At 72.8% G+C, this 21,467-nt stretch carries 13 protein-coding genes; 9 read left to right on the top strand and 4 right to left on the bottom strand.

Going from position 1 to position 21,467, the window contains the following annotated elements:
- Window positions 1-2: 2 nt before the first annotated feature.
- Window positions 3-2,957 carry an aminomethyl-transferring glycine dehydrogenase gene (gene gcvP / locus FFT10_RS13705; protein ID WP_137733391.1) on the top strand — a complete coding sequence of 985 codons (2,955 nt, stop codon included), beginning with the start codon at window positions 3-5 and terminating at the stop codon, window positions 2,955-2,957.
- A 27-nt stretch (window positions 2,958-2,984) separates the two neighbouring features.
- On the opposite strand, the gene FFT10_RS13700 is transcribed toward gcvP, so the two are convergent.
- Both FFT10_RS13700 and FFT10_RS27790 read right to left on the bottom strand, forming a co-directional pair.
- Entirely contained in the window at window positions 2,985-3,335 is a 351-nt protein-coding gene (locus tag FFT10_RS13700) for a hypothetical protein (protein WP_137733390.1), read from the bottom strand.
- A gap of 8 nt (window positions 3,336-3,343) precedes the next feature.
- A complete protein-coding gene (locus FFT10_RS27790; RefSeq protein WP_162520793.1) occupies window positions 3,344-3,814 on the bottom strand; it encodes a hypothetical protein in 471 nt (156 codons plus the stop codon).
- A 99-nt stretch (window positions 3,815-3,913) separates the two neighbouring features.
- Between FFT10_RS27790 and FFT10_RS13690 the strand changes: the two genes are divergently transcribed.
- Window positions 3,914-6,841: an ATP-binding protein gene (locus tag FFT10_RS13690; RefSeq protein WP_162520792.1), complete on the top strand. Its 2,928-nt coding sequence runs from the start codon at window positions 3,914-3,916 to the stop codon at window positions 6,839-6,841.
- 32 nt (window positions 6,842-6,873) lie between these two features.
- Window positions 6,874-8,265, top strand: a complete 1,392-nt coding sequence (locus FFT10_RS13685; RefSeq protein WP_137733387.1) for an L-serine ammonia-lyase — start codon at window positions 6,874-6,876, stop codon at window positions 8,263-8,265.
- A 1-nt stretch (window position 8,266) separates the two neighbouring features.
- Here FFT10_RS13685 and FFT10_RS13680 read toward each other — a convergent pair whose 3' ends face one another.
- Window positions 8,267-12,094: a PAS domain S-box protein gene (locus tag FFT10_RS13680; RefSeq protein WP_137733386.1), complete on the bottom strand. Its 3,828-nt coding sequence runs from the start codon at window positions 12,092-12,094 to the stop codon at window positions 8,267-8,269.
- A 148-nt stretch (window positions 12,095-12,242) separates the two neighbouring features.
- On the bottom strand, window positions 12,243-14,264 hold the full coding sequence (locus FFT10_RS13675) for a methyl-accepting chemotaxis protein (RefSeq protein WP_137733385.1): 2,022 nt from the start codon (window positions 14,262-14,264) through the stop codon (window positions 12,243-12,245).
- Window positions 14,265-14,443: 179 nt separating this feature from the next.
- Between FFT10_RS13675 and FFT10_RS28585 the strand changes: the two genes are divergently transcribed.
- The 6 genes from FFT10_RS28585 to FFT10_RS13645 are packed head-to-tail and all read left to right on the top strand — an operon-like array spanning window position 14,444 to window position 21,451.
- The gene (locus FFT10_RS28585; protein ID WP_137733384.1) at window positions 14,444-15,637 is read left to right on the top strand and encodes a methyl-accepting chemotaxis protein; all 1,194 of its coding nucleotides are present in this window, start codon (window positions 14,444-14,446) and stop codon (window positions 15,635-15,637) included.
- A gap of 54 nt (window positions 15,638-15,691) precedes the next feature.
- On the top strand, window positions 15,692-16,057 hold the full coding sequence (locus FFT10_RS13665) for a response regulator (RefSeq protein ID WP_137733383.1): 366 nt from the start codon (window positions 15,692-15,694) through the stop codon (window positions 16,055-16,057).
- A gap of 4 nt (window positions 16,058-16,061) precedes the next feature.
- Window positions 16,062-16,379 (top strand): STAS domain-containing protein, encoded by a 318-nt coding sequence (locus FFT10_RS13660; RefSeq protein WP_137733382.1) that lies wholly within the window; start codon window positions 16,062-16,064, stop codon window positions 16,377-16,379.
- A 9-nt stretch (window positions 16,380-16,388) separates the two neighbouring features.
- Window positions 16,389-18,581, top strand: coding sequence for a chemotaxis protein CheA (locus FFT10_RS13655; RefSeq protein WP_137733381.1), 2,193 nt, complete (start codon window positions 16,389-16,391; stop codon window positions 18,579-18,581).
- Window positions 18,582-18,586: 5 nt separating this feature from the next.
- A complete protein-coding gene (locus tag FFT10_RS13650; RefSeq protein WP_228027105.1) occupies window positions 18,587-20,836 on the top strand; it encodes a methyl-accepting chemotaxis protein in 2,250 nt (749 codons plus the stop codon).
- Between the two features lie 30 nt (window positions 20,837-20,866).
- Entirely contained in the window at window positions 20,867-21,451 is a 585-nt protein-coding gene (locus FFT10_RS13645; protein ID WP_137733380.1) for a chemotaxis protein CheW, read from the top strand.
- Window positions 21,452-21,467: the final 16 nt, after the last annotated feature.

Below are 21,467 nucleotides of genomic sequence, written 5' to 3'. Positions count from 1 at the left end.
CCATGCTGCAAGCCGCCCAAGTCCCCCTGTCCGAGCTGGAGAACCCGGCCGAGTTCGCCGCCCGCCACCTGGGGCCCGATGCGGCCGACGAGGCGCACATGCTCAGCGCGATCGGCGCGGCCAGCCGCCGCGCGCTGATCGAGGCCATCGTGCCGGCCAGCATCGCCCGCAGCCAGGTGATGCGCCTGCCGGCGCCGGTGACCGAGGCCCAGGCCCTGGTCGAACTGCGCGGCATCGCCCAGCAGAACCAGGTGCTCAAGAGCTTCATCGGCCAGGGTTACCACGGCACCCACACGCCGGGCGTCATCCTGCGCAACATCCTCGAGAACCCGGCCTGGTACACCGCCTACACGCCCTACCAGGCCGAGATCTCGCAGGGCCGCATGGAGGCGCTGGTCAACTTCCAGACCATGGTCTGCGACCTGACCGGCATGGCCATCGCCAACGCCAGCATGCTGGACGAGGCCACCGCCGCCGCCGAGGCGATGACGCTGGCCAAGCGCAGCGTGCGCAGCAAGAGCAACCGCATCGTGGTGGCGGGTGACTGCCATCCGCAGACGCTGGAGGTCATCCACACCCGCGCCGCGCCGCTGGGCCTGCAGGTGATGCTGGCCAATTCGGCCACCGAGTGGGACAGCCTGCTTGATGGCGGCGACTACTTCGCCGCCCTGGTGCAGGTGCCCACCACCGACGGCAGCCTGCACGATCTGCGCGGCGATGCCGCGCGCATCCATGCCGCGCAAGCCGCCTTCATCGTCGCCGCCGACCTGCTGGCGCTGACCCTGGTGGTGCCGCCGGGCGAATACGGCGCCGACATCGTGGTGGGCAACACCCAGCGCTTCGGCGTGCCCATGGCCAACGGCGGCCCGCACGCCGCCTACCTGGCCTGCCGCGATGAGTTCAAGCGCAGCATGCCCGGCCGGCTGGTGGGCGTCAGCATCGACAGCCATGGCAACCCGGCCTACCGGCTGGCGCTGCAGACCCGCGAGCAGCACATCCGCCGCGAGAAGGCCACCAGCAACATCTGCACCGCCCAGGTGCTGCTGGCGGTGATTGCCAGCATGTACGCCGTCTACCACGGACCCGAGGGCCTGAAGCGCATCGCGCAGCGGGTGGCGCGGCTCACCGCCGTCCTGGCCAAGGGCCTGCAGCAACTGGGTGTCAACGTCGGCAATGCCTGCGGCTTCGATGCCATTGCGCTGCACACCGGCGACCAGACCGAGGCCATCGCCGCCCGCGCCGAGGCCGCCGGCATGAACCTGCGCCGCTTCCGCGAGTGGGGCGACACCATGCTGGGCATCAACCTCGACGAGACCAGCACCCGCGCCGACGTGCAGGCACTGTGGGCGGTGTTCGCCCAGCCGGGCCAGCCCTTGCCCGATGCGGCGTTGTTCGACCAGCCGATCGACAGCCTGATCCCGCCGGCACTGCGCCGCAGCAGCGCCTTCCTGACGCACCCGGTGTTCAACCGCCACCACAGCGAGACCGAGATGCTGCGCTACATCCGCAGCCTGTCGGACAAGGACCTGGCACTCGACCGCAGCATGATCCCGCTGGGCAGCTGCACGATGAAGCTGAACGCCACCAGCGAGATGATCCCCATCACCTGGCCGGAGTTCGCCAACATCCACCCGTTTGCGCCGGCCGCGCAGCGTGCCGGTTATGCGCTGCTGAACGACCAGCTGTGCGGCTGGCTCAGCCAGGCCACCGGCTATGCCGGCATCAGCCTGCAGCCCAATGCCGGGTCGCAGGGGGAATATGCCGGCCTGCTGGCCATCCGCGGCTGGCATGCGTCGCGCGGCGAGGGCCACCGCAACATCTGCCTGATCCCTGAATCGGCCCACGGCACCAACCCGGCCAGCGCGCAGATGGCCGGCATGACGGTGGTGGTGGTCAAGTGCGACAGCCAGGGCAATGTGGATCTCGTCGACCTGCAAGCCAAGTGCGAGAAGCACAGCGCCAACCTGTCCTGCATCATGATCACCTACCCCAGCACCTACGGCGTGTTCGACACGCAGGTGAAGGCGCTCTGCCAGATGGTGCACGACCACGGCGGTCGGGTGTACGTGGACGGCGCCAACATGAACGCCCTGGTGGGCGTGGCCGCGCCGGGTGAGTTCGGCGGCGATGTCAGCCACCTCAACCTGCACAAGACCTTCTGCATCCCGCACGGCGGCGGCGGCCCGGGCGTGGGCCCGGTGTGCGTGGTGGCCGACCTGGTGCCCTTCCTGCCGGCGCACCGCGCCTCGGGTCAGGCGGGCGGCACCTGCGGCGCCGAGCCGCCTGCGGGCCATGAAGTGGGCGCGGTGTCGGCCGCGCCGCTGGGCAATGCCGCGGTGCTGCCGATCAGCTGGATGTATGTGCGCATGATGGGCAGCGAGGGGCTCACCGCCGCCACCGAGATCGCCATCCTGTCGGCCAACTACGTGGCCGCACGCCTGGCCGGGCACTACGACATCCACTTCTCCGGCGGCATCGCCGGCCTGCAGGGCGGCGGCGTGGCGCATGAGTGCATCCTGGACCTGCGCAAGCTCAAGGACAGCAGCGGCATCAGCGCCGAGGACGTGGCCAAGCGGCTGATCGACTACGGCTTCCACGCGCCCACGCTCAGCTTCCCGGTGGCCGGCACGCTGATGGTCGAGCCGACCGAGAGCGAGCCGCTGGCCGAGCTGGACCGCTTCTGCGACGCGATGATCGCCATCCGCGGCGAGATCGCCCAGGTGGAAGCCGGCACCTGGCCGCGCGACGACAACCCGCTGGTCAACGCGCCGCACACCGCCGCGGCCGTCAGCGCCGACGACTGGGCCCATGCCTACCGCCGCAGCGAGGCGGCCTATCCGCTGGCCTCGCTGAAAGCCGGCAAGTACTGGGCGCCGGTGGGCCGGGTCGACAACGTCTGGGGCGACCGCAACCTGAGCTGCAGCTGCATCCCGGTCAGCGACTACGCCGACGACTGACCGTGCAGGCCGCCGCGGCGGCCGTCCTCAGAACCGGTACCAGGCGATCAGCGCCACGGTCAGCGCGCACATCAGCGCATTGGCCAGGTTCACCGCCACGGCGCGGTTGGCACGCCGGTCGTTGTGTTCATGCAGCCAGGCGGCCATCGTGAGGTTGGCGCCCAGCCAGGTGCTCCAGGTCAGCAGCGAATGCTGGCCCGAGTCACCACTGGCATGGATGGCCCACAGCGTGGGCAGGTAGGACAACACCCGCACCGAGCTGAAGAAGGTGAAGCTCCAGGTCAGCAGCACCAGGTAGCGGGCCCGCGTCCACAACACCGGGCGCGGTGCGTGCAAGGGCCGGCCGTGGTGGTCGGTCCCGTTCTCGGTGGGCAGCATGGCCGGCCTCATGCCGCCACCACGAAGACCCGGGTGTGGCCGTGGGCGGCGAGATGGTCGGCCACGCGGGCGGCCACGCGCGGATCGCAGCCGCGCACGAGCACCGGTGCCGCGACGTCCAGGTGGTGCTCCAGCTGCAGCCCCTGGGCCTGCGCCAGCGCCAGGCTGGCCGCAGCGGCCACGTCGGCCGCACAGTCCACCCGCACGGGAATGGCCTGCGCGCCCAGCGCCGCCTCCAGCTGGGCAGCCTGGTCGGCTGTGGCGTGGTGCGCCCGTTGCGCGCGGGCGGCGGGATCGGCAGGCACCGCTGCCGGGTCGCCGGCATGCAAGCCCCCCGCATCATCGAGCAGCGGGCTGACCACCCGGACACCGGCCAGCAGCGGTGCAGCCGTGTCCGCGTCGCCGCCGCCGCCGCAGGCGGTGAGCCCGGTGCCCAGCAACAGCAGGCTCAGCGGTGGCAGAAGTCGGTGCAACATCATCGCCTGGTCCTTTCAAGGGCGGCTGGCTCCACCAGCCAGGCGACAACCTTAGGCAGCGGCCGTTTCGCCGGCGTTTCGCCGCCGCGATACTCCCGCGCCATGTCCACCGCCGATCCGTCCGGAGCGCCGCAGGTGGTGCCGTCGCTGCGCCTGCTGGGGCCGCCGGCGCTGCTGCTGCCCGATCGCACCGTGCCGCTGCGGCCAGACCGCGCCCACGGCCTGCTGGCATTGCTGGCCTGCCGCCGCGACTGGCTGCACCGCGATGTCCTGGCCGACCAGCTCTACCCCGACCGCGACCTCGACAGCGCACGCAGCAACCTGCGCAAGGTGATCCACCTGGCGCGCAAGGTGGATGGCGTGGGCGCCATCGACCAGCGTGGTGAGCTGCTGCGCTGGTCACCCGATTCCGACCTGCTGCGCTTCGAGGCGGCCTGCGACGCCGGTCGGCATGACGAGGCGGTGGCCGCCTACGGTGGCCCCTTGCTGCAGGGACTGGACGCCGCCTGGCCGGCTGCATCGCGCGACTGGCTGGACGCCGAGCGCCTGCGCCTGCAGTCCCGCTGGCAGGAGGCCTGCGCCTGCCGCCTGGCCGAACTGGCCGACCAGCCGGCCGCGCTGCTGCGGCTGGCCGAGGCGCTGTTGCGGCTCGACCCGCTGGACGAGCTGGCGCTGCAGGCGCTGGCCCGGGCGCAGCAGGCGCTGGGCCGAGGCGATGCAGCCCGCGCCGCGGTGACCGCCTATGCCGACCGCCTGTCGGCGACCTTGCAGCTGGAACCGTCGGCCGCCGTGCGCCAGCTGGCCGACGACCTGCACCGCAGCGCCATGCCAGCCCCGGTGCCCGCACCGGGGGTGGTGGGACGCCGGCAGGAGCAGGCGCTGGTCCGCCAGCGTCTGGCCACGCCGGGCTGCCGGGTGCTCACCCTCCTGGGTCCGCCGGGCGTGGGCAAGAGCGCGCTGGCCCGTGCCCTGCTCGCCAGTCTGGCCGGAACCTGGGTGCCGCTCGAGGACTTGACCGGCACCGAAGCCGTGCCCGCGCGCATCGCCGGCGCCTGCGGCCGCCCGCTCGACGCCACCCTGCCGCCCTGGGTGGCACTGGCGCGCGCACTCGGCAGCCCAGCGCGGCTGCTGGTGCTGGACAACTGCGAGCACCTGCCGCTGGCCGCACCGCTGGCCACGCTGCTGGCCGACGTGCCGAATCTGCAGGTGCTGGCCACCGCGCGCGCACCCCTGGGCGTGGCCGGCGAGTGGCGGCTGCCGCTGGACGGGCTGCCACTGCCCGATCTGGACGAGACCGACCCCGAAGTGCTGCGCGCCAACGATGCCGTCCAGCTGTTCGAGCTGCGCACCCTGGCGGCGCGCGCCGACTTCCAGCTCGGCGCCGAAGCCGCCGCCGTGGTGCACCTGCTGCACGAGGTGGCCGGCCTGCCGCTGGCCATCGAGCTGCTGGCCGCCTGGCGGCGGTTGATGCCGGTGCAGGCCATGCGGGAGGAACTGGCCGCCTCGCTGGACCTGCTGGATGCGTCCGCACCTGGCGAGCGCGGCGTGCGGGCGGCCTTCGAGCGCAGCTGGCGGATGCTGGGACCGGCCGAGCAGCGGGTGCTGGCCCAGCTGGCCGCGCTGCCGGGCCCCTGCCAGCGCGCGCTGGCGCGCCAGGTGCTGCCGGCACCCCTGCCGGTGCTGGCGGCCCTGGTCGACCGCTCGCTGCTGCAGGTGGACGACGCGGGCCAGTTCTCACTGCATCCGCTGCTGCGGCGCCTGGCCGCACCGCTGGTCACCGACGCTTCGGCGCTGCAGGCACGCCATGCCCGCCATGTGGCGGCCGTGCTGGGGCGCGACAGCCAGGCCCTGGCCGCCGCCCTGCCGCACGCCCAGGCCGCCTGGCAGTGGGCCCTGGACCAGGGCGACCTGCCGGTCCTCGACCAGCTGGCCACGGCCTACCCGGATGCGCTGCTGCAGCGCGCGCAGTGGCGCGAGGCGCTGGCAGCGCTGCAGGCGGCGCTGGCCCTGGTGGGCCCGGGCGTCGTGCCGGAGGCCGTACCGGCGGCGCCGACGACCGGCCAGCGCACCGCGGCGCACCTGCTGGCCCAGTTGGAGGCCGGACAGGCCCGCTGCCACCTGGCCGGCAGTGCGCTGGATGCCGCCGCCGCCGCCAACCAGCGTCTGGAGGCCCTGGCCACGGCCTGGGGTTTCGAGCCCCTGCGCATGCAGGCCTGTGGCACCGCGGGCAACCTGCAGTGGCTGCGCGGCGACAACGTCGGGGCCCGGGCCGCGTTTGCCCAGATGCTGACCCTGGCCCGTGCCGGCGGCGATGGGCGCGAGGTCTGGCGTGCGCTCGGCCGGGTGGCGCTGGCGGAGAAGGTGCTGGGCCACTACGAAGCCGCGCTGGCGGCATCGGCCGAGGCGCTGGCCGGGGTGCGGGCCACCGGGCAGCTGCACGGCCACCTGTACCTGCTCAACAACAGCGGCAACCTGCTGCGGCTGCTGGGCCGCCACGACGAGGCGCTGGCCATGCTGCACGAGGGCCTGACCGTGGCGCGGCAGACCCAGCGGCTGGAGGACGAACCCTATCTGCTGGTCAACCTCGCGCTGGTGCACGAGAGCGCCGGCCGCCTGGATGCGGCCACGCGCTGGGCCGCGCAGGCCGTGGCGTCCGCCCAGCGGCTGGGGCCGCCGATGATCGAGGCCGCGGCCTGGCTGGCCCGGGCCCGAGGCACGGCCCGGCTGCACCGCCAGCGCGGCGCGCTGGCCGACGTGCATGCCGCCCTGGCGATCGCCCATGCCATCGGCACCCTGCCGCTGCTGGTGCAGTGCCTGTCCACCGCTGGCGTGGTGCTGGCGGCCCTGGGCGACACCGGCACCGGCGTGGCCATGGTGCGCTGGGCGATCGCCCAGCCCGTCAGCGTGCGCTCCGAGCGCGAGGATGCCCAGCGCCATCTGGCCGGGCTGGGCCTGGCCGCTGCGACCGGCGAACCGCTGGCAGTGGACACCCCCGGCTGGCGTCTGGCGGCGGACCTGCCGCGCGACTGACCGCCGGTGCCGCGTCCGCCTTAGCATGCGCCATGGCCATCAGCGTCTTCGACCTCTTCAAGATCGGCATCGGGCCGAGCAGCAGCCACACCGTGGGGCCGATGCGGGCGGCACGGCTGTTCGTGCAGCGGCTGGCGCATGACGGCCAGTTGCCCGGCGTGGCGCGGGTGGCGTGCCACCTGTACGGCAGCCTGGGCGCCACTGGCAAGGGCCATGGCAGCGACAAGGCGGTGCTGCTGGGCCTGCTGGGCGAGGCGCCCGACACGGTGGACGTGGACGCCGTGCCCGGCCTGTTGCGCCAGGTGCGCCAGGCCAAGGCCATCGCCCTGCCCGGCGGCCCGACCATCGGCTTCGACGAGAAGACCGACCTGAAGTTCTGGCGCCGGGAGACGCTGCCCTTCCATGCCAACGGCATGCGCCTGCAGGCCTGGGACAGCGCCGGCACGCTGCTGGCCGAGCGCTGCTACTACTCGGTGGGCGGCGGCTTCGTGGTCAGCGACGAGGTGGCGGCCGACGGTGCCCGGCAGAAGGTGATCGCGCCCGACACCACCGCGCTGCCGCTGCCCTTCCACAGCGGCGCCGAGCTGCTGGCGCTGTGCAAACGGGAACAGACCAGCATTGCCGGCCTGATGCGCCGCAATGAACGGCACTGGCGCACCGACGCCGAGATCGACGCCGGCCTGTTGCGCATCTGGCAGGTGATGCAGGACTGCGTGGCCCGCGGCTGCCGCACCGATGGCACGCTGCCGGGCGGCTTCCAGGTCAAGCGCCGCGCCGCCGCGCTGCACCGCGCCCTGTGCGCCAACCCGGAACAGGCCCTGCGCGACCCGCTGCAGGTGCTGGACTGGGTGAACCTGTACGCGCTGGCGGTGAACGAGGAGAACGCCGCCGGCGGCCGCGTGGTCACCGCACCCACCAACGGCGCGGCCGGCATCGTGCCGGCGGTGCTGCACTACTACAGCCGCTTCGTGCCCCAGGCCACGCCGGCCGGTGTCATCGACTTCCTGCTCACGGCCGCCGCCATCGGCCTGCTCTACAAGGAGAACGCCAGCATCTCCGGCGCCGAGGTGGGCTGCCAGGGCGAGGTGGGCGTGGCCTGCAGCATGGCCGCCGGCGCGCTGTGCGCGGTGCTGGGCGGCACGCCGGCGCAGGTGGAAAACGCGGCCGAGATCGGCATGGAGCACCACCTGGGCCTGACCTGCGATCCGGTGGGCGGCCTGGTGCAGATCCCCTGCATCGAGCGCAACGCCATCGCGTCGGTCAAGGCAATCAACGCCGCCCGCATGGCGCTGCGCGGCGACGGCAGCCACTTCGTCAGCCTGGACCAGGTGATCAAGACCATGCGCGAGACCGGCGCCGACATGCTGACCAAGTACAAGGAGACCGCCCGCGGCGGTCTGGCGGTCAACATCGTCGAGTGCTGACTCAGGCCACCGTCTCAGCGGTGGCCGCCGTGGCAGGCGTCTCGTCCAGCGCCTGCGCCAGACCGGCCAGGCCGGCGCGCAGGGCGTCCAGCGCAGCCTGCTGGGCCGCCTCGGCGCCGGCGGCGCCGGCCGGCAGGTCGGGCCGCTCCAGATGGCGCGCCGCAGCGGCGATGGCGTCGGCCCCCAGCGTGGACGCCGCGCCGTACAGCGCATGGGCCAGCTGCCGCACCTGCGCCATCTCGCCGCGCTGCAGGGCCTGGGCGATGCGGGTGGCATCCATCGCATGCCAGTCGACAAAACGGCGCAGCAGCGCGACGTACTTGTCGCTGCGGCCGCGCAGCAGGGCCACGCCGCGCACCATGTCCAGGCCCGGCAGGTCGGCCAGCCGCTGGGCGGCCGCGCCGGGCGGTGCCGGCGGCGGCAGCGGCGCCTGCCAGGGCTGCGGCTGCAGGGCCTCGGACGGCGGCACCGCGGCGGTCGCGCCGGCGGCGTCCAGCCATTTCAGCAGCGCGGCATAGAGCAGGTCCACGTCCAGCGGCTTGGCGATGAAGTCGTCCATGCCGGCCACGCTGCAGGCCAGCCGGTCCTCGTCGAAGGCATTGGCCGTCAGCGCCAGGATGGGCCGTTGCGCCCAGCCCGGCAGGGCGCGGATGGCACGGGTGGCCTCCAGCCCGTCCATGCCGGGCATCTGCATGTCCATCAGCACCAGGTCCTGCTGGCCGACGGCGGCCTGGGCCACCGCATCGGCGCCGTCCACCGCCACGTCCACCGCCAGGTGCACCGCATGCAGCATGGCCAGCACCACTTCGCGGTTGACGGCGTTGTCCTCGGCCAGCAGCACGCGTGCGCCGCGGTGCCGCTCGCGCAGCTGCTGCTCGGCGCTGGCGGCCAACGGCGCGCTCTGCACCGGCATCGGGCCATGGCCGCGTTGCAGGCAGGCGGTGAACCAGAAGCTGCTGCCCAGGCCGGGCGTGCTGGTCACACCGGCATCGCCGCCCATCAGCTCGGCCAGGCGGCGGGTGATCACCAGGCCCAGGCCGGTGCCGCCGTAACGGCGGCTGATGGTGTGGTCGGCCTGCTCGAAGGGCACGAACAGCCGCGCCTGCTGGTCGGGTGCGATGCCGATGCCGGTGTCGTGCACCCAGAAGCGCAGCCGCAGCAGGTCGTCATTGCTGTCCAGCAGCTCGGTCTGCAGCGTCACGCTGCCGTGCTCGGTGAACTTCACCGCATTGCTGGCCAGGTTCAGCAGCGCCTGGCGCAGCCGGGTGGCATCGCCGCGCAGCCAGCCGGGCACCTCGCCACGCTGCACCTGCACCTGCAGGCCCTTGGCGCGGGCCGATTCCGCGATGATCGACTGCACATGGTCCAGCACCGCCGACAGGTGGAAGTTGCCGTGCTCCAGCTGCACCCGGCCGGCCTCGATCTTCGACAGGTCGAGGATGTCGTTGACGATGGCCAGCAGGTGCTGGCCGGCGCTGTCGATCTTGTCGAGCCGGGCCGCCTGCTCGGGCGTGCTGCCGTCGCGGCGCAGCAGGTAGTTCAGGCCAATGATGGCGTTCATCGGCGTGCGGATCTCGTGGCTCATGTTGGCCAGGAAGTCGCTCTTGGCGCGGTTGGCCTGTTCGGCCTGCAGGCGGGCGGCGTCCAGCTCCTGCGTGCGCAGGGCCACCAGCTCCTCCAGGTGGGCGCGGTGGCGCTCCAGCTCCAGCGCCGTGGCCTTGCGCTCGCTGATGTCCTGGATCAGGCCGCTCACCGCCAGCGGCCGGCCCTGGTCATCGCGGGTGACCTGGCCCAGCGCATGCAGCCAGCGGCGCCCGCCGTCCGACGGGCGGATGATCTCGTACTCCAGGTCGAAGCGGGCATCGTGGCGGGCCAGCACATCGCTGTAGTGCCGGGCCACGCGGGCCTCGTGGCCCGGGGCCATCAGCGCACCCCAGTGCTGCACGTCACGCACATAGCTGGCGTCGATGCCGAGGATGGCGTCCAGCGTCTCGCTGCTGGTCCAGCGGCCGGTGGTGGTGTCGAGGTGGTAGCTGCCGGCGCGCGCCACCCGCAGGGCCTCCTGCAGGCCCTGCTGCGCGGCCAGCAGGGCCTGGGCGGCCTGCCGGCGCTCGGTCACGTCGCGCATGGTGCTGATGAAGTGGATCAGCTGGCCATCGGCCCCGAACACCGGGGCGATGCTCAGCTCATTCCAGAACGGCTCGCCGTCCTGGCGGTAGTTCAGCACCTCGCCGAAGAACTCGGTGCGGCCATCGATGGCCTGGCGCATCTGCGCCACCATGGCGCGGTCGGTGCCCGGGCCCTGCAGGAAACGGCAGTTGCGGCCCAGCACCTGGGCCTCGCTGTAGCCCGTGATGCGGCAGAAGGCGCCATTGGTCTCGGTGATGTCCTGCAGGGGGTTGGCGATCACCACGCCCTGGTTGATCGCCTGCAGCGCCTGGTGGCTGATCGCCAGCCGGTCGGTGTCGCGCTTGCGGTCGGTGATGTCGATGGCGCTGCCGATGTGGCGCACCAGCTGGCCATGGCGGTCGCGCACCGCGGTCACCGTCACCCACAGCGGGAAGGTGTGGCCGTCGCGGTGGCGGCCCAGGCGCTCGCCGCGCCAGCTGCCGGTGGTCGTCAGCGCCTCGCGGATGTCGTCGTCCACGGCCTGGCCGGGCGGGTCGATGCGCAGCGGCTGGATCTCCCGGCCGATCAGTTCCTCGGCCGACCAGCCGTGCAGCCGCTCGAAGGCGGGATTCACGTCGATGATGCGGTGCGCCGTGTCGGTCATCGAGATCGCCTCGCCGGCATGCTCGAAGGCATCGGCCAGCAGGCGCAGCCGCTGGCGCGCGTGGCGCTCGCGCACCGAGGCCCGCCACAGCAGGGCCAGGCCGGTCCCGTACAGCAGCAGGAAGGCGCCGGTGGCGGCCGCCACCAGCCGGCGCTCGCGGTGCCAGTCGGCCAGGTAGTCCTGCTCGGCCAGGGCCACCACCACGCGCAGCGGGGCATTGGCGATGGTGCTGAAGCTGATGGTGCGCACGAAACCGTCGGGCGTGGGGACGTTCTGCACCGTGGCCTGCACGGCGCCGCTGTCCATGGCCTGGCGCAGCACGGCCGGCATCTCGCGGCTGCCCACCGACATCACCGCGGGGCCGGCCTCGCTGGTGTGGCGCACCAGCATGCGGTGCTCGCGGTCGCGCAGCATCACCACGCCGTTGGGCCCGACGTCGACCGCGCGCAGCTGCTGCTGCAGCACATCCAGCGGCAGGGCGGCGCTCACCACGCCGGCAAAGCGCCCCTGGGCGTCGGTGATGCGCCGGCTGAACGACACCACCCAGGCGGCTTCGAGCTTGTTGCGCAGCGGCGCGCTCATCACCAGGCTGCCACCCGTGTTGTCGCGCTGCTGCAGGAACCAGTCGCGGTCGGCAAAGTTCAGCGGCGGCTGGCCCGGGATGTTCTCGCCCACCAGGGTGGTGCCGCTGGCATCGACGATGCGGATGCCGCCCAGCTCGGGGTGGCGCTGCACCTGGGCCTGCAGGGTCCGGCCCAGGGCCGCCAGATCCAGGCCGCGGCCAGCCAGCTGCTGCTGCGCCTGATCGGCCAGCATGACCAGGGCGATGTCGAGCTTCTCGATGTCGGAGGCCACGCTGTGGTGCAGCGCATTGGCCAGGTTCTGCGTCAGCAGCTCGGCGCGGCGCTCATGCAGCGCCCGGCCGGACTGCACGGCGTAGGCGGCCAATGCCACCACCGCCAGGGCCGGCACCAGCGCCCACAGCAGCAGCGGCACACGCACCCGGCGGTTCGGGCGTTCGGCAGCCGGGGGCGGGCGTGGAACCAACGGTGGCATGGCGGTCTGCAAGGACAATCGGGCGGATCGACCCGTGTGTGCAGCCCCAGACAGCGGGCGGATCCCCGCGCACTTGCGGGGCGATGGACAGCTTATCGCCTTTCAGGCGGCCTGGAACTGATCACGACCTGGCGGCAAGGCATCGTCGTCAAGACAGCTTGAACAGCCCCACCTTGTGCGACAGCCGCTCGCCCTGCCCGCGCAGCGCATCCGACGCCACGGCCAGCTGGTCGACCAGGTCGAGGTTCTGCGCCGTGCTGTCCTTCAGATGCTTGATCTCGTCGAGGATGCTGGCCGACTCGCGGTCACCCTGCTGGGTGAGTGAGGCCACGCTGCCCATGGCGGCATGGATGGCGTCGACATGGGCATCGGCCTGCACCATGGCCGCGCTGGTCTCGTCGGCCAGGGCGTGGCCCTGCTCGATGTCCAGCGTCGAGCGGCTGACGATGTCGCCCACCCGGCGGGCCGATTCGGCGCTGCGGGTGGCCAGGGCGCGCACCTCCTGCGCCACCACCGCGAAACCGCGGCCGGCGTCGCCGGCCTTGCTGGCCTCCACCTGGGCATTGAGCGCCAGGATGTTGGTGCGGAAGGCGATGTTGTCGATCATGTTGACGATCTCGCCGATCTCGCGGCTGTTGCTGCGCAGGTCGCCCATGCGGGCCTGCAGGCGCTGCACCTGGCGGCGGTTGCGCGACGAGGCCAGGCGCAGCGCCTGCACCGTGGTGACCACCTCGTCGACGCTGCGCGAACAGGTCTGCAGCTGCTCGGTGTAGCGCGTCACCGCGGCCACCAGGCTGTCCAGGCCGTCGGCGCTGCGGCGGCTGCGGCTGCGCAGGTCGCCATTGCCCATGGCGATCTGCTCCGACGCCTGGGTGATCGCACCCACGCCATGGCGCACCGAGGCCAGCAGATCCGACAACCGCGCCAGCGAGGTGGTCATGGCCTGCAGCGTCTCGGCCACCTCGTCGCCGCCCAGGCCCTGGGGCCGGGCACTCAGGTCGCCCTGGGCCATGCGGTTCATCTGGTGGGCCAGCTTGGCCAGGCCGCCGTGCATCACCAGGAAGAAGCTGTAGACCAGGTAGACGGCCAGCAGCGTGGTCATCGCCAGCGCGCCGAACAGCCAGCGCCGCTGGGCCTGCGCATCGGCCTGCTGGGCCTGCAGGTCATGCTCGACGCGGCCCTGCAGCGCGCGCTGCAGTTCGGCCAGCTGGGTGGCGGTGGCGGCCACGCCGGCGCGCAGGCGCGGCAGGTCCACGGCCGGCTCGGGCGCCAGCAGGCCGGTCTCGATGTCGTGCAGGGTGGCGCGCGCAGCGGCCAGCGCCGGGTTGCCGCCGGCGCCGGCAGCGGTGGTGGCCAGCCCCAGGTCCTGCCCGTGCACGCCACCCAGCGTGCGCTCGGCCTGGGCCAGCTGGCCGCGGGCCTCGGCCACCACGCCGGCGGCCTGCAGCAGCAGCGCATGCAGCTCGGCCGCCGGGCGTGGCTGCTGCGCCAGCAGCGCGGCCTGGCGGCCGGCCATGCCGCGCAGGTTGGACAGGTGGCGGTGCAGCGCTGGCAGCACCTGCACTGCCAGCGTGGTGCGGGCCGCCTGGCCGGCGTTCTCGGTCAGCAGCAGGTTGGATTCGGCGATGGTCAGCTGGCGCAGCGTCACCAGCGACTGGCGGGCGCTGGCCAGCGCCGCCAGCCGCGAGGCCGGCGACTGCGACGGGGCGCCGGCCGTGCGCTCGAGCATCGGCAGGTGGGCACGCCAGGCGGCATCCAGCGGCAGGCCCAGGGCCACCGCGTCGGCCATGCCGGCGGACAGCCGGGCCAGCAGCGCATCGCCACCCGCCAGCGGGCCGGCCGGCTGGCCCGATTCCAGCGCCTGGCGCGGCTGGTCCAGCGTGGTGGCCAGCTGGTAGGCGGCGTCGGCCACCTCCAGCCCGGCCAGCCGCTGGGCGCTGCGCACCACCGTCTGGTTGCGATCCAGGATCTGCTGCACCATCAGCGGCAGCAGCGGCAGCGACATCACGGTGACCAGCAGCACCATCTTCATGCGCAGCGACCACAGCCGCAGCGCACGCACACCGAAGGCCCAGACGCCGTGGTAGGCGAAGAACTCCCGCGCCGCGCGCAGCGCACTGCCGCCAGGTTTGGCGCCGGACATCCGGGTGAAACGGGCAGACAGTGGCATGGCGGCCTCGAGGAGCTGGATCTCTGCGGCTATCGGCACCGCAGCGGTCCGACTTGAGCGGGCGCTGCGCCCGGCGCAGGCTTCAGTTGCCGGACTGCGGGCCGATAAGCCAGGAGGCATGCAGGTGCAACCGCACTTGCGGCCGCAACGCACCAGGTTCCACGTCTGCCGCTGCCTCCATGACCACCAGCCCGATCACCGCCCCTGCCGCTGCCCCTGCCCCCGCGGCTGGCCGGGCGCCTGCGCCGGGCATCTGGCGGCTGGCCGCCGCCGGCGCCCTGGTGCTGGTCTGCGCCCTGCTGGGCTGGCAGGGCGGCGCCTGGGGCATGGGTGGCGCGCTGGTGGTGGCCACCGCCCTGCCCTGGCTGCTGCGCCCGCCGGCCGGCCAGGCCGGCGACAGCCTCGATCCGCTGCTGGACGTGCCGCGGGTCAGCGGCGGCCGTGTCGGCGCCGAGGTGATGGTGGGCCAGGTGGTGCCGGTGTGGGGCAAGCAGCTGGACATCACCCGCGTGGCCGCGGCCGATGGCCTGGGCCTGCTGCTCGAAGGCTTCAGCCAGATGTCGGGCGCGCTGAACACGCTGGCCAGCCAGATCGAGCACAGCCAGGTGGCCGTGGCCCCCGGCGCGGTGGACCAGGCCCTGGCCCCCGACAGCCCGGCCCAGGCGGCGCTGCAGGCCCTGCTGGGGCCCAGCCAGCGCGCCTTTGCGCAGCGCGATGCCGCGGTGGCCCAGCTGGTGCTGTGCCACGACGCGCTGCAGGAGCTGCGCCAGCTCGGCCGCCAGGCCCGCGAGGTGGGCAAGCACACCCGGCTGGTGGCCTTCAACGCCTCGATCGAGGCCAACCGCGGCAGCCAGGGCCAGGACGGCGGCTCGCAGGCCGTGGCCAACGAGACCCGCATGCTGGCCGCCCGCATCGCCGAGGTGGGCGAGCAGATCGAACGCCTGGTGTCGAAGCTGGACCGCGCGCTGGCCCCCGAGCGGCTGCGCGGCGAGATCGGCGACACCACGCCCGAGGAACTGCGCATGGAGCTGGACCTGGGCGCGCGCACCGCGCTCAACGGCCTGCTGGGCGCCATGGGCGGCGCACTGCGCAGCTCGGGCGAGGTCAAGGCCGCGGCCGAGACCCTGGGCCAGCAGCTGGAGGCCACCTTCGTGAACTTCCAGTTCGGCGACCGCCTGAGCCAGATGCTCGACATCGTGGCCAAGGACATGCAGAACTTCGCCCGCTGGGTGGAGGCCAACCCCTACGCCACCCAGAGCGACGCCGCCGATTGGCTGGCCAACCTGGAAGCCAGCTACACGATGGAGGAGCAGCGCTCCCAGCACCACGGCAACGTGCACATCGACCGCGGCAGCGAGATCGAATTCTTCTGAAGTCGTCCCCCCACTCCCCCCACCGCCCCCAGACCGACCCGAGAGAGCCCCACCATGAGCAAGACCGTGATGATCGTTGATGACTCCGGCAGTTTCCGCACCGTCGTGAAGCTGGCCCTGCAGAAGGCCGGCTACGGCGTCGTCGAGGCCGTCGACGGCAAGGATGCGGTGGGCAAGCTCAACGGCCAGAAGCTGAACCTGATCGTCTGCGACGTGAACATGCCCAACATGGACGGGCTGACCTTCCTGCGCCACCTGAAGACCACCGGCGCCTACAAGTTCACGCCGGTGATCATGCTGACCACCGAGTCGCAGGAGAGCAAGAAGGCCGAAGGCCGGGCCGCCGGCGCGCGCGCCTGGATCACCAAGCCGTTCCAGCCGTCCACGCTGGTGGACGCGGTGAATAAGCTCTGCGTCTGAGGCCATGACCACCCTGCCCACAGCGGACACACCCGCGGCCGGCCCGGTGCTGTGCCTGGGTGCCGAGATGACCATCGCCCATGCTGCCGCGCACCGCGACACCCTGGCCGATGCGCTGGCCGCCGCCTCCGGCGACCTGCAGCTGGACCTGTCCGGTGTGAGCGACTTCGATTCCAGCGGCGTGCAGCTGCTGCTGGCGGCGCGCCGCAGCCTGCGCGAACGCGGCCGGGCCCTGCAGGTCGTGGCCGCCAGCGCCGCGGTGCAGGACGCCCTGCAGCTGTTCGGCCTGGCCGACTTGCTCGACGCCCCGGCCAACGCCTGAGGACCCACGATGCACCGCGACGACGACGCCGAGATCATTGCCGCCGCCCGGGTGGGCTTCCTCGACGAGGCAGCGGACATGCTGCAGCAGTTTGAGCAGGCCCTGCTGGTGATGGAGACCGACCCGGCCGATGCCGAGAACCTGAACGCCGCCTTCCGCGCCGCCCACACCATCAAGGGCACGGCCGGCCTGTTCGGCTGCGACGCGGTGGTGCTGTTCACCCACGAGGTGGAGACGCTGCTGGAGGGCCTGCGCTCGGGCACGCTGGCGGTCACCGAGGCGATCAGCGCCGCGCTGCTGGAAGGCCTGGACCAGATGGCCGCCTTGCTGGACGAGGTGCGCAGCGGCGACACCAGCCCGGCGGTGGCCGAACGCAGCCAGGTGCTGGGCGCCCGGCTGCGGCAGCTCTACGGCGCACCGGCGGCGCCAGTCGCCGCGGCCGCGGCCGTCAAGCCCGCTGCGGCGGCGCCCGCCTCCGCAGGCGCCTGGCACCTGTCGCTGCGCTTCGGGCCCGATGCGCTGCGCAACGGCCTGGACCCGCTGGCCTTCATCCGCTACCTGGGCAGCCTGGGCTCGATCACCGGCTGCGCGGTGGTGGCCGACGTGCCGGCCCTGACCGACCTGGATGCCGAGACCTGCCACCTGGGTTTCGAGCTGGGCCTGCAGAGCGGCGCCAGCGCCGACGAGATCGCCCAGGTGTTCGAGTTCGCGGCCGAGGACTGCAGCGTGCAGATCCTGCCGCCCGGTGCCGACGGCAGCGCCTTCGAGCAGCTGCTGGACCTGCGCTGCCAGGGCGACGGCGCCGCCACCGAATCCCTGCTGGCGCTGTGGGCTGCGCTGGGCGTGGGCATGGGCACGGTGCAGACCGAGGCCGAGGCGCCCGCCGAGGCTGGCGCCGCACCCGCTGGCCCGGCCACGCCCGCCCCTGCCGCCCCACCGGCGCCGGAGCGCCGCAGCGGCCGCGACCGCCGCGGCCCGGCCGAGGCCCGCTTCGTCAAGGTGCGGGCCGACAAGCTGGACCACCTGATCGACCTGATCGGCGAGCTGGTGATCGCCGGCTCGGGTGCGCAGATGGTGGCCAACCAGGAAGGCTCGGCGGTGTTTTTGGAAGCCACCCAGCGTGTCAGCGAACTGGTGCAGGCCACCCGCGACGGCGCACTGGCGCTGCGCATGGTGCCGGTGGGCGAGACCTTCAGCCGCTTCCAGCGGGTGGTGCGCGATACCAGCAAGCAGCTGGGCAAGGAGATCGAGTTCGTGGTCACCGGGGGGGACACCGAGCTGGACAAGAGCATGGTCGAGCTGATCGCCGACCCGCTGATGCACCTGGTGCGCAACAGCCTGGACCACGGCATCGAGCTGCCGGTCGAGCGCGAAGCCGCCGGCAAGCCGGCCACCGGGCGGCTGGGCATCGACGCCTGCCATGAAGGCGGCAGCATCGTGATCACCGTCAGCGACGACGGCCGCGGCCTGCGCCGCGAGCGCATCCTGGCCAAGGCCATCGAGCGCGGCCTGCTGCCCGAGGGCGCCACGCCCAGCGACAGCGAGGTCTGGCAGCTGATCTTCGCGCCCGGCTTCTCCACCGCCGACAAGGTGACCGACCTGTCGGGCCGCGGCGTGGGCATGGACGTGGTCAAGCGCAACATCGAGGCGCTGCGCGGCCAGATCGCGCTGAGCAGCACCGAGGGCCAGGGCACGCGCACCCAGATCCGCCTGCCGCTGACGCTGGCGATGATCGACGGCTTCCTGACCCTGGTGGGCGGCGTGCACTATGTGCTGCCGCTGTCGGTGGTCAGCGAATGCATCGCCGTGCCGCCGGAATGCGAGGCCGCACCCGGCCGCACCTGCGGCACCTTCGACCTGCGCGGCGAGGTGCTGCCCTACATCGACCTGGCGCTGTTCTACGGCAGCGTGGCCACGGCCGCCGGCGACGCCGAACCCCAGCGCCGCAGCCTGGTGGTGGTGCGCGACGGCGCGGTGCGCGTGGGCCTGGTGGTCGACCGCCTGCTCGGCGAGCACCAGACCGTGATCAAGCCGCTGGCCGGCATCTTCCGCCACCTGCAGGCCCTGGCCGGCTCCACCATCCTGGGCTCGGGCGACGTGGCCCTGGTGCTGGACATGCAGGGCCTGATGGCCGGCGCCCTGCAGGCACAGCAGCCGACCCGTTCCAACCCGTCGTCCCCCCGTCTTGCCTTCAGCGAGTGACCGCCATGAAAAACCCCCTTCGCAGCATGCAGCTGTGGCAGAAATTCAGCGCCATCGGCCTGATCGCGGTGGCGGCGTGCGCCGTGCCGTTGACCAAGGTGGTGCTCAACACCAACGCGCAGATCGCCGTGGCCCTGGCCGAGGACGCCGGGCTGGACCCGCTGCAGTCGGCGGCCGAGATGCTGGGCCATGTGCAGGCACACCGGGCGCTGGCCCATGAGCAGCTGAGCGGCCAGCCCGGTGCCGAGGCCCAGCGCCGCCAGCATCTCGACGCTGCCCAGGCCGCTGCCGCCAAGCTGGCCAAGCAGCTGGAGTCCTTGCCCTACCCCCAGGCCGCAGCCAGCCTGAAGGCCCTGAAGACCGACATGGATGCCGTGGGCCAGGCCCTGGCAAGCGGCAAGGTCGGCGCCGATGCCAGTCTGGAACTGCATGGCAAGGTGGTGGGCGACCTGCTGGCCCTGATCGAGCATGTCGCCGATGAATCCACCCTGTCGCTGGACCCGGTGGCCGAGAGCTACTTCGTGATGACCGCGGCGGTCGACCACCTGCCCCGCCTGGCCGAGGCGGTGGAGCTGCTGCGCCTGACCGGCATGCGCCACATCACCGGCGCCAACCTGTCGGAGGCCACCCGCGCGCGGCTGGCCGAGTCATCGCACCAGGTGCACTACCTGCAGGCCCGCGCCGATGCGCAGCTGGGCAAGGCCATGCAGCTCGACGCCAGCCTGAAGGCGCCGCTGCTGGCAGCGGGCGAGCCGGCCGCCAAGGCGGTGGACGACTACCACGAGCTCGCAGAGAAGTACGGCGAGACCGGCAAGGCCACGCTCAGCGCGGCCGAGTTCGGCCGCCAGGGTGCCGCGGCCAGTGCGCTGCAGTTCAAGGTGGTGACCGCCGCGGTGAACAGCCTCGAGCGGCTGCTGCACGACCGGGTGCAGGCCCTGCGCACCGAGCGTGCCACGCTGCTGGCCGGCCTCCTCACCATGGCCCTGCTGGCCCTGGCCATGGGCGTGGCCATCACCCGCTCGGTCACCCGGCCGCTGGGCAAGGCCGTGGCCGCCGCCAACGCAGTGACCGCCGGCGACCTGAACCACACCATCGAAGACCGCGGCAGCGACGAGGCCGCGCAGCTGCTGCAGTGCTTCGGCCGCATGCAGGACAGCCTGCGCGAGCGCCAGCAGCAGGACGCCCGGCGCATGGCCGAGGCCCAGGCCGAGGCCGAGATGGCCCAGCGCACCGCCGAGGAGATCAACGCCACGGTGGAGGCCGCCACCCACGGCGACTTCACCCGCCGCATCGAGCTGGACGGCAAGAGCGAATTCCACGCCAGCCTGTGCGGCAAGTTCAACGAGCTGATCGAGACCATCAGCGGCACCATGGTCGAGGTGCGCTCCGCCGCGCAGCAGCTCAGCTCGGCCAGCGAGCAGGTCAGCCAGACCTCGCAGAGCCTGGCGCACTCGGCCTCGCAGCAGGCCGCAGGCGTGGAGGAGACCACCGCCAGCCTGCACGAGATCAGCGCCAGCGTGCGCCAGAACGCCGACTCCGCCACCGTCACCGACGGCATCGCCACCCAGGCCGCCAGCGAGGCGATGGAAGGCGGCCAGGCCGTCAGCCAGACGGTGGACGCGATGAAGAGCATCGCCCAGAAGATCGGCATCGTCGACGACATCGCCTACCAGACCAACCTGCTGGCGCTGAACGCCGCCATCGAGGCCGCCCGCGCCGGCGAGCACGGCAAGGGCTTTGCCGTGGTGGCCGCCGAGGTGCGCAAGCTGGCCGAGCGCAGCCAGGCCGCCGCCCGCGAGATCGGCCAGCTGGCCGGTGGCAGCGTGAACCTGGCCGAGCGCGCCGGCCACCTGCTCGAGCGCATGGTGCCCAGCATCCACAAGACCAGCGAGCTGGTGCAGGAGATCGCCGCCGCCTCCGGCGAGCAGAACAGCAGCGTGGTGCAGATCACCGGCGCGATGAACCACCTCAGCAGCAGCACCCAGCAGACCGCCAGCGCCAGCGAGGAGCTGAGCGCCACCGCCGAGGAGCTGAGTGCGCAGGCCCAGCGCCTGCAGGAGCTGATGGCCTTCTTCAAGCTGGCGCAGGACGGCGCCGCCGTGCGCCCGGCCGCCAGCCAGCCGGTGCTGCACCGCCCGGCAGCCAGCGTGGGGCTGCGCTTCGGCCAGCAGAGCGCCGGCACATCCGCCGCATCCGCCCGCCTGCCCGAGCTGGCCGCCGGCGCGGTGGACGAGTCCTCCTTCGCCCGGTTCTGATGGCGGAACACCGCCGCCGAGTTCGCTGCCATGCACGCTGACCTGCCCCGCAGCCGGCCCCGGCCGGTGCCCGCCCCTGCCGAGAGCGACCACGCCGGCTGCGCCCTGCTGCGCATGGCCGTCGGCAACGACGCCGTGGCCGTGCCCATCGCCGATGTGCGCGAGATCCTGGAAGTCGGCCGGCTCACCGCGCTGCCGCGCACACCGGCCTTCGTGCGCGGCGTGATGAACCTGCGCGGCGCGGTGGTGCCGGTGATCGACCTGGTGGCGCGCCTGGGCCACCCGCCCGCCGAGATCGGCCGCCGCAGCTGCGTGGTGGTGGTGGAAGCCCGGCCGCGTGGCCACGACGGCATCGACGACGAGGACACCGCAGCCGGCGACAACCACCTGGGCGAGACCCTGGTGGTCGGCCTGCTGGTGGATGCCGTCTACGAGGTGTTCGACGCCCCGCCCGGCGACTTCGAGCCGGTGCCGCCGCTGGGCACCCGCATCGACGCCGCCTACCTGCAGGGCATCAGCCGCGTCCGCGGCGAGGCCATCGGCGTGCTGGCGCTCGAACGCGTGCTGGCGCAGCAGGAACTGAGCGCCCTGATCGCCGCCCATGTGCCGCACTGAGTGCCTGTGAGAACCC

It is taken from the genome of Pseudaquabacterium pictum (genome assembly GCF_005403045.1).
Classification (GTDB): Bacteria; Pseudomonadota; Gammaproteobacteria; order Burkholderiales; family Burkholderiaceae_C; genus Pseudaquabacterium; species Pseudaquabacterium pictum.
Note: the sequence above shows the minus strand (reverse complement) of the source record. Positions and strands in the feature narration are given on the sequence as shown.

Excerpts from the sequence above, each read along its gene's own strand:
- FFT10_RS13675 (WP_137733385.1), bottom strand. The coding sequence starts at position 14,264 with ATGCCACTGTCTGCCCGTTTCACCCGGATGTCCGGCGCCAAACCTGGC.
- FFT10_RS28585 (WP_137733384.1), top strand. The coding sequence starts at position 14,444 with ATGACCACCAGCCCGATCACCGCCCCTGCCGCTGCCCCTGCCCCCGCG.
- FFT10_RS13655 (WP_137733381.1), top strand. The coding sequence starts at position 16,389 with ATGCACCGCGACGACGACGCCGAGATCATTGCCGCCGCCCGGGTGGGC.
- FFT10_RS13680 (WP_137733386.1), bottom strand. The coding sequence starts at position 12,094 with ATGCCACCGTTGGTTCCACGCCCGCCCCCGGCTGCCGAACGCCCGAAC.
- FFT10_RS27790 (WP_162520793.1), bottom strand. The coding sequence starts at position 3,814 with ATGATGTTGCACCGACTTCTGCCACCGCTGAGCCTGCTGTTGCTGGGC.
- FFT10_RS13645 (WP_137733380.1), top strand. The coding sequence starts at position 20,867 with ATGCACGCTGACCTGCCCCGCAGCCGGCCCCGGCCGGTGCCCGCCCCT.
- FFT10_RS13690 (WP_162520792.1), top strand. The coding sequence starts at position 3,914 with ATGTCCACCGCCGATCCGTCCGGAGCGCCGCAGGTGGTGCCGTCGCTG.
- FFT10_RS13650 (WP_228027105.1), top strand. The coding sequence starts at position 18,587 with ATGAAAAACCCCCTTCGCAGCATGCAGCTGTGGCAGAAATTCAGCGCC.
- FFT10_RS13665 (WP_137733383.1), top strand. The coding sequence starts at position 15,692 with ATGAGCAAGACCGTGATGATCGTTGATGACTCCGGCAGTTTCCGCACC.
- gcvP (WP_137733391.1), top strand. The coding sequence starts at position 3 with ATGCTGCAAGCCGCCCAAGTCCCCCTGTCCGAGCTGGAGAACCCGGCC.
- FFT10_RS13660 (WP_137733382.1), top strand. The coding sequence starts at position 16,062 with ATGACCACCCTGCCCACAGCGGACACACCCGCGGCCGGCCCGGTGCTG.
- FFT10_RS13700 (WP_137733390.1), bottom strand. The coding sequence starts at position 3,335 with ATGCTGCCCACCGAGAACGGGACCGACCACCACGGCCGGCCCTTGCAC.
- FFT10_RS13685 (WP_137733387.1), top strand. The coding sequence starts at position 6,874 with ATGGCCATCAGCGTCTTCGACCTCTTCAAGATCGGCATCGGGCCGAGC.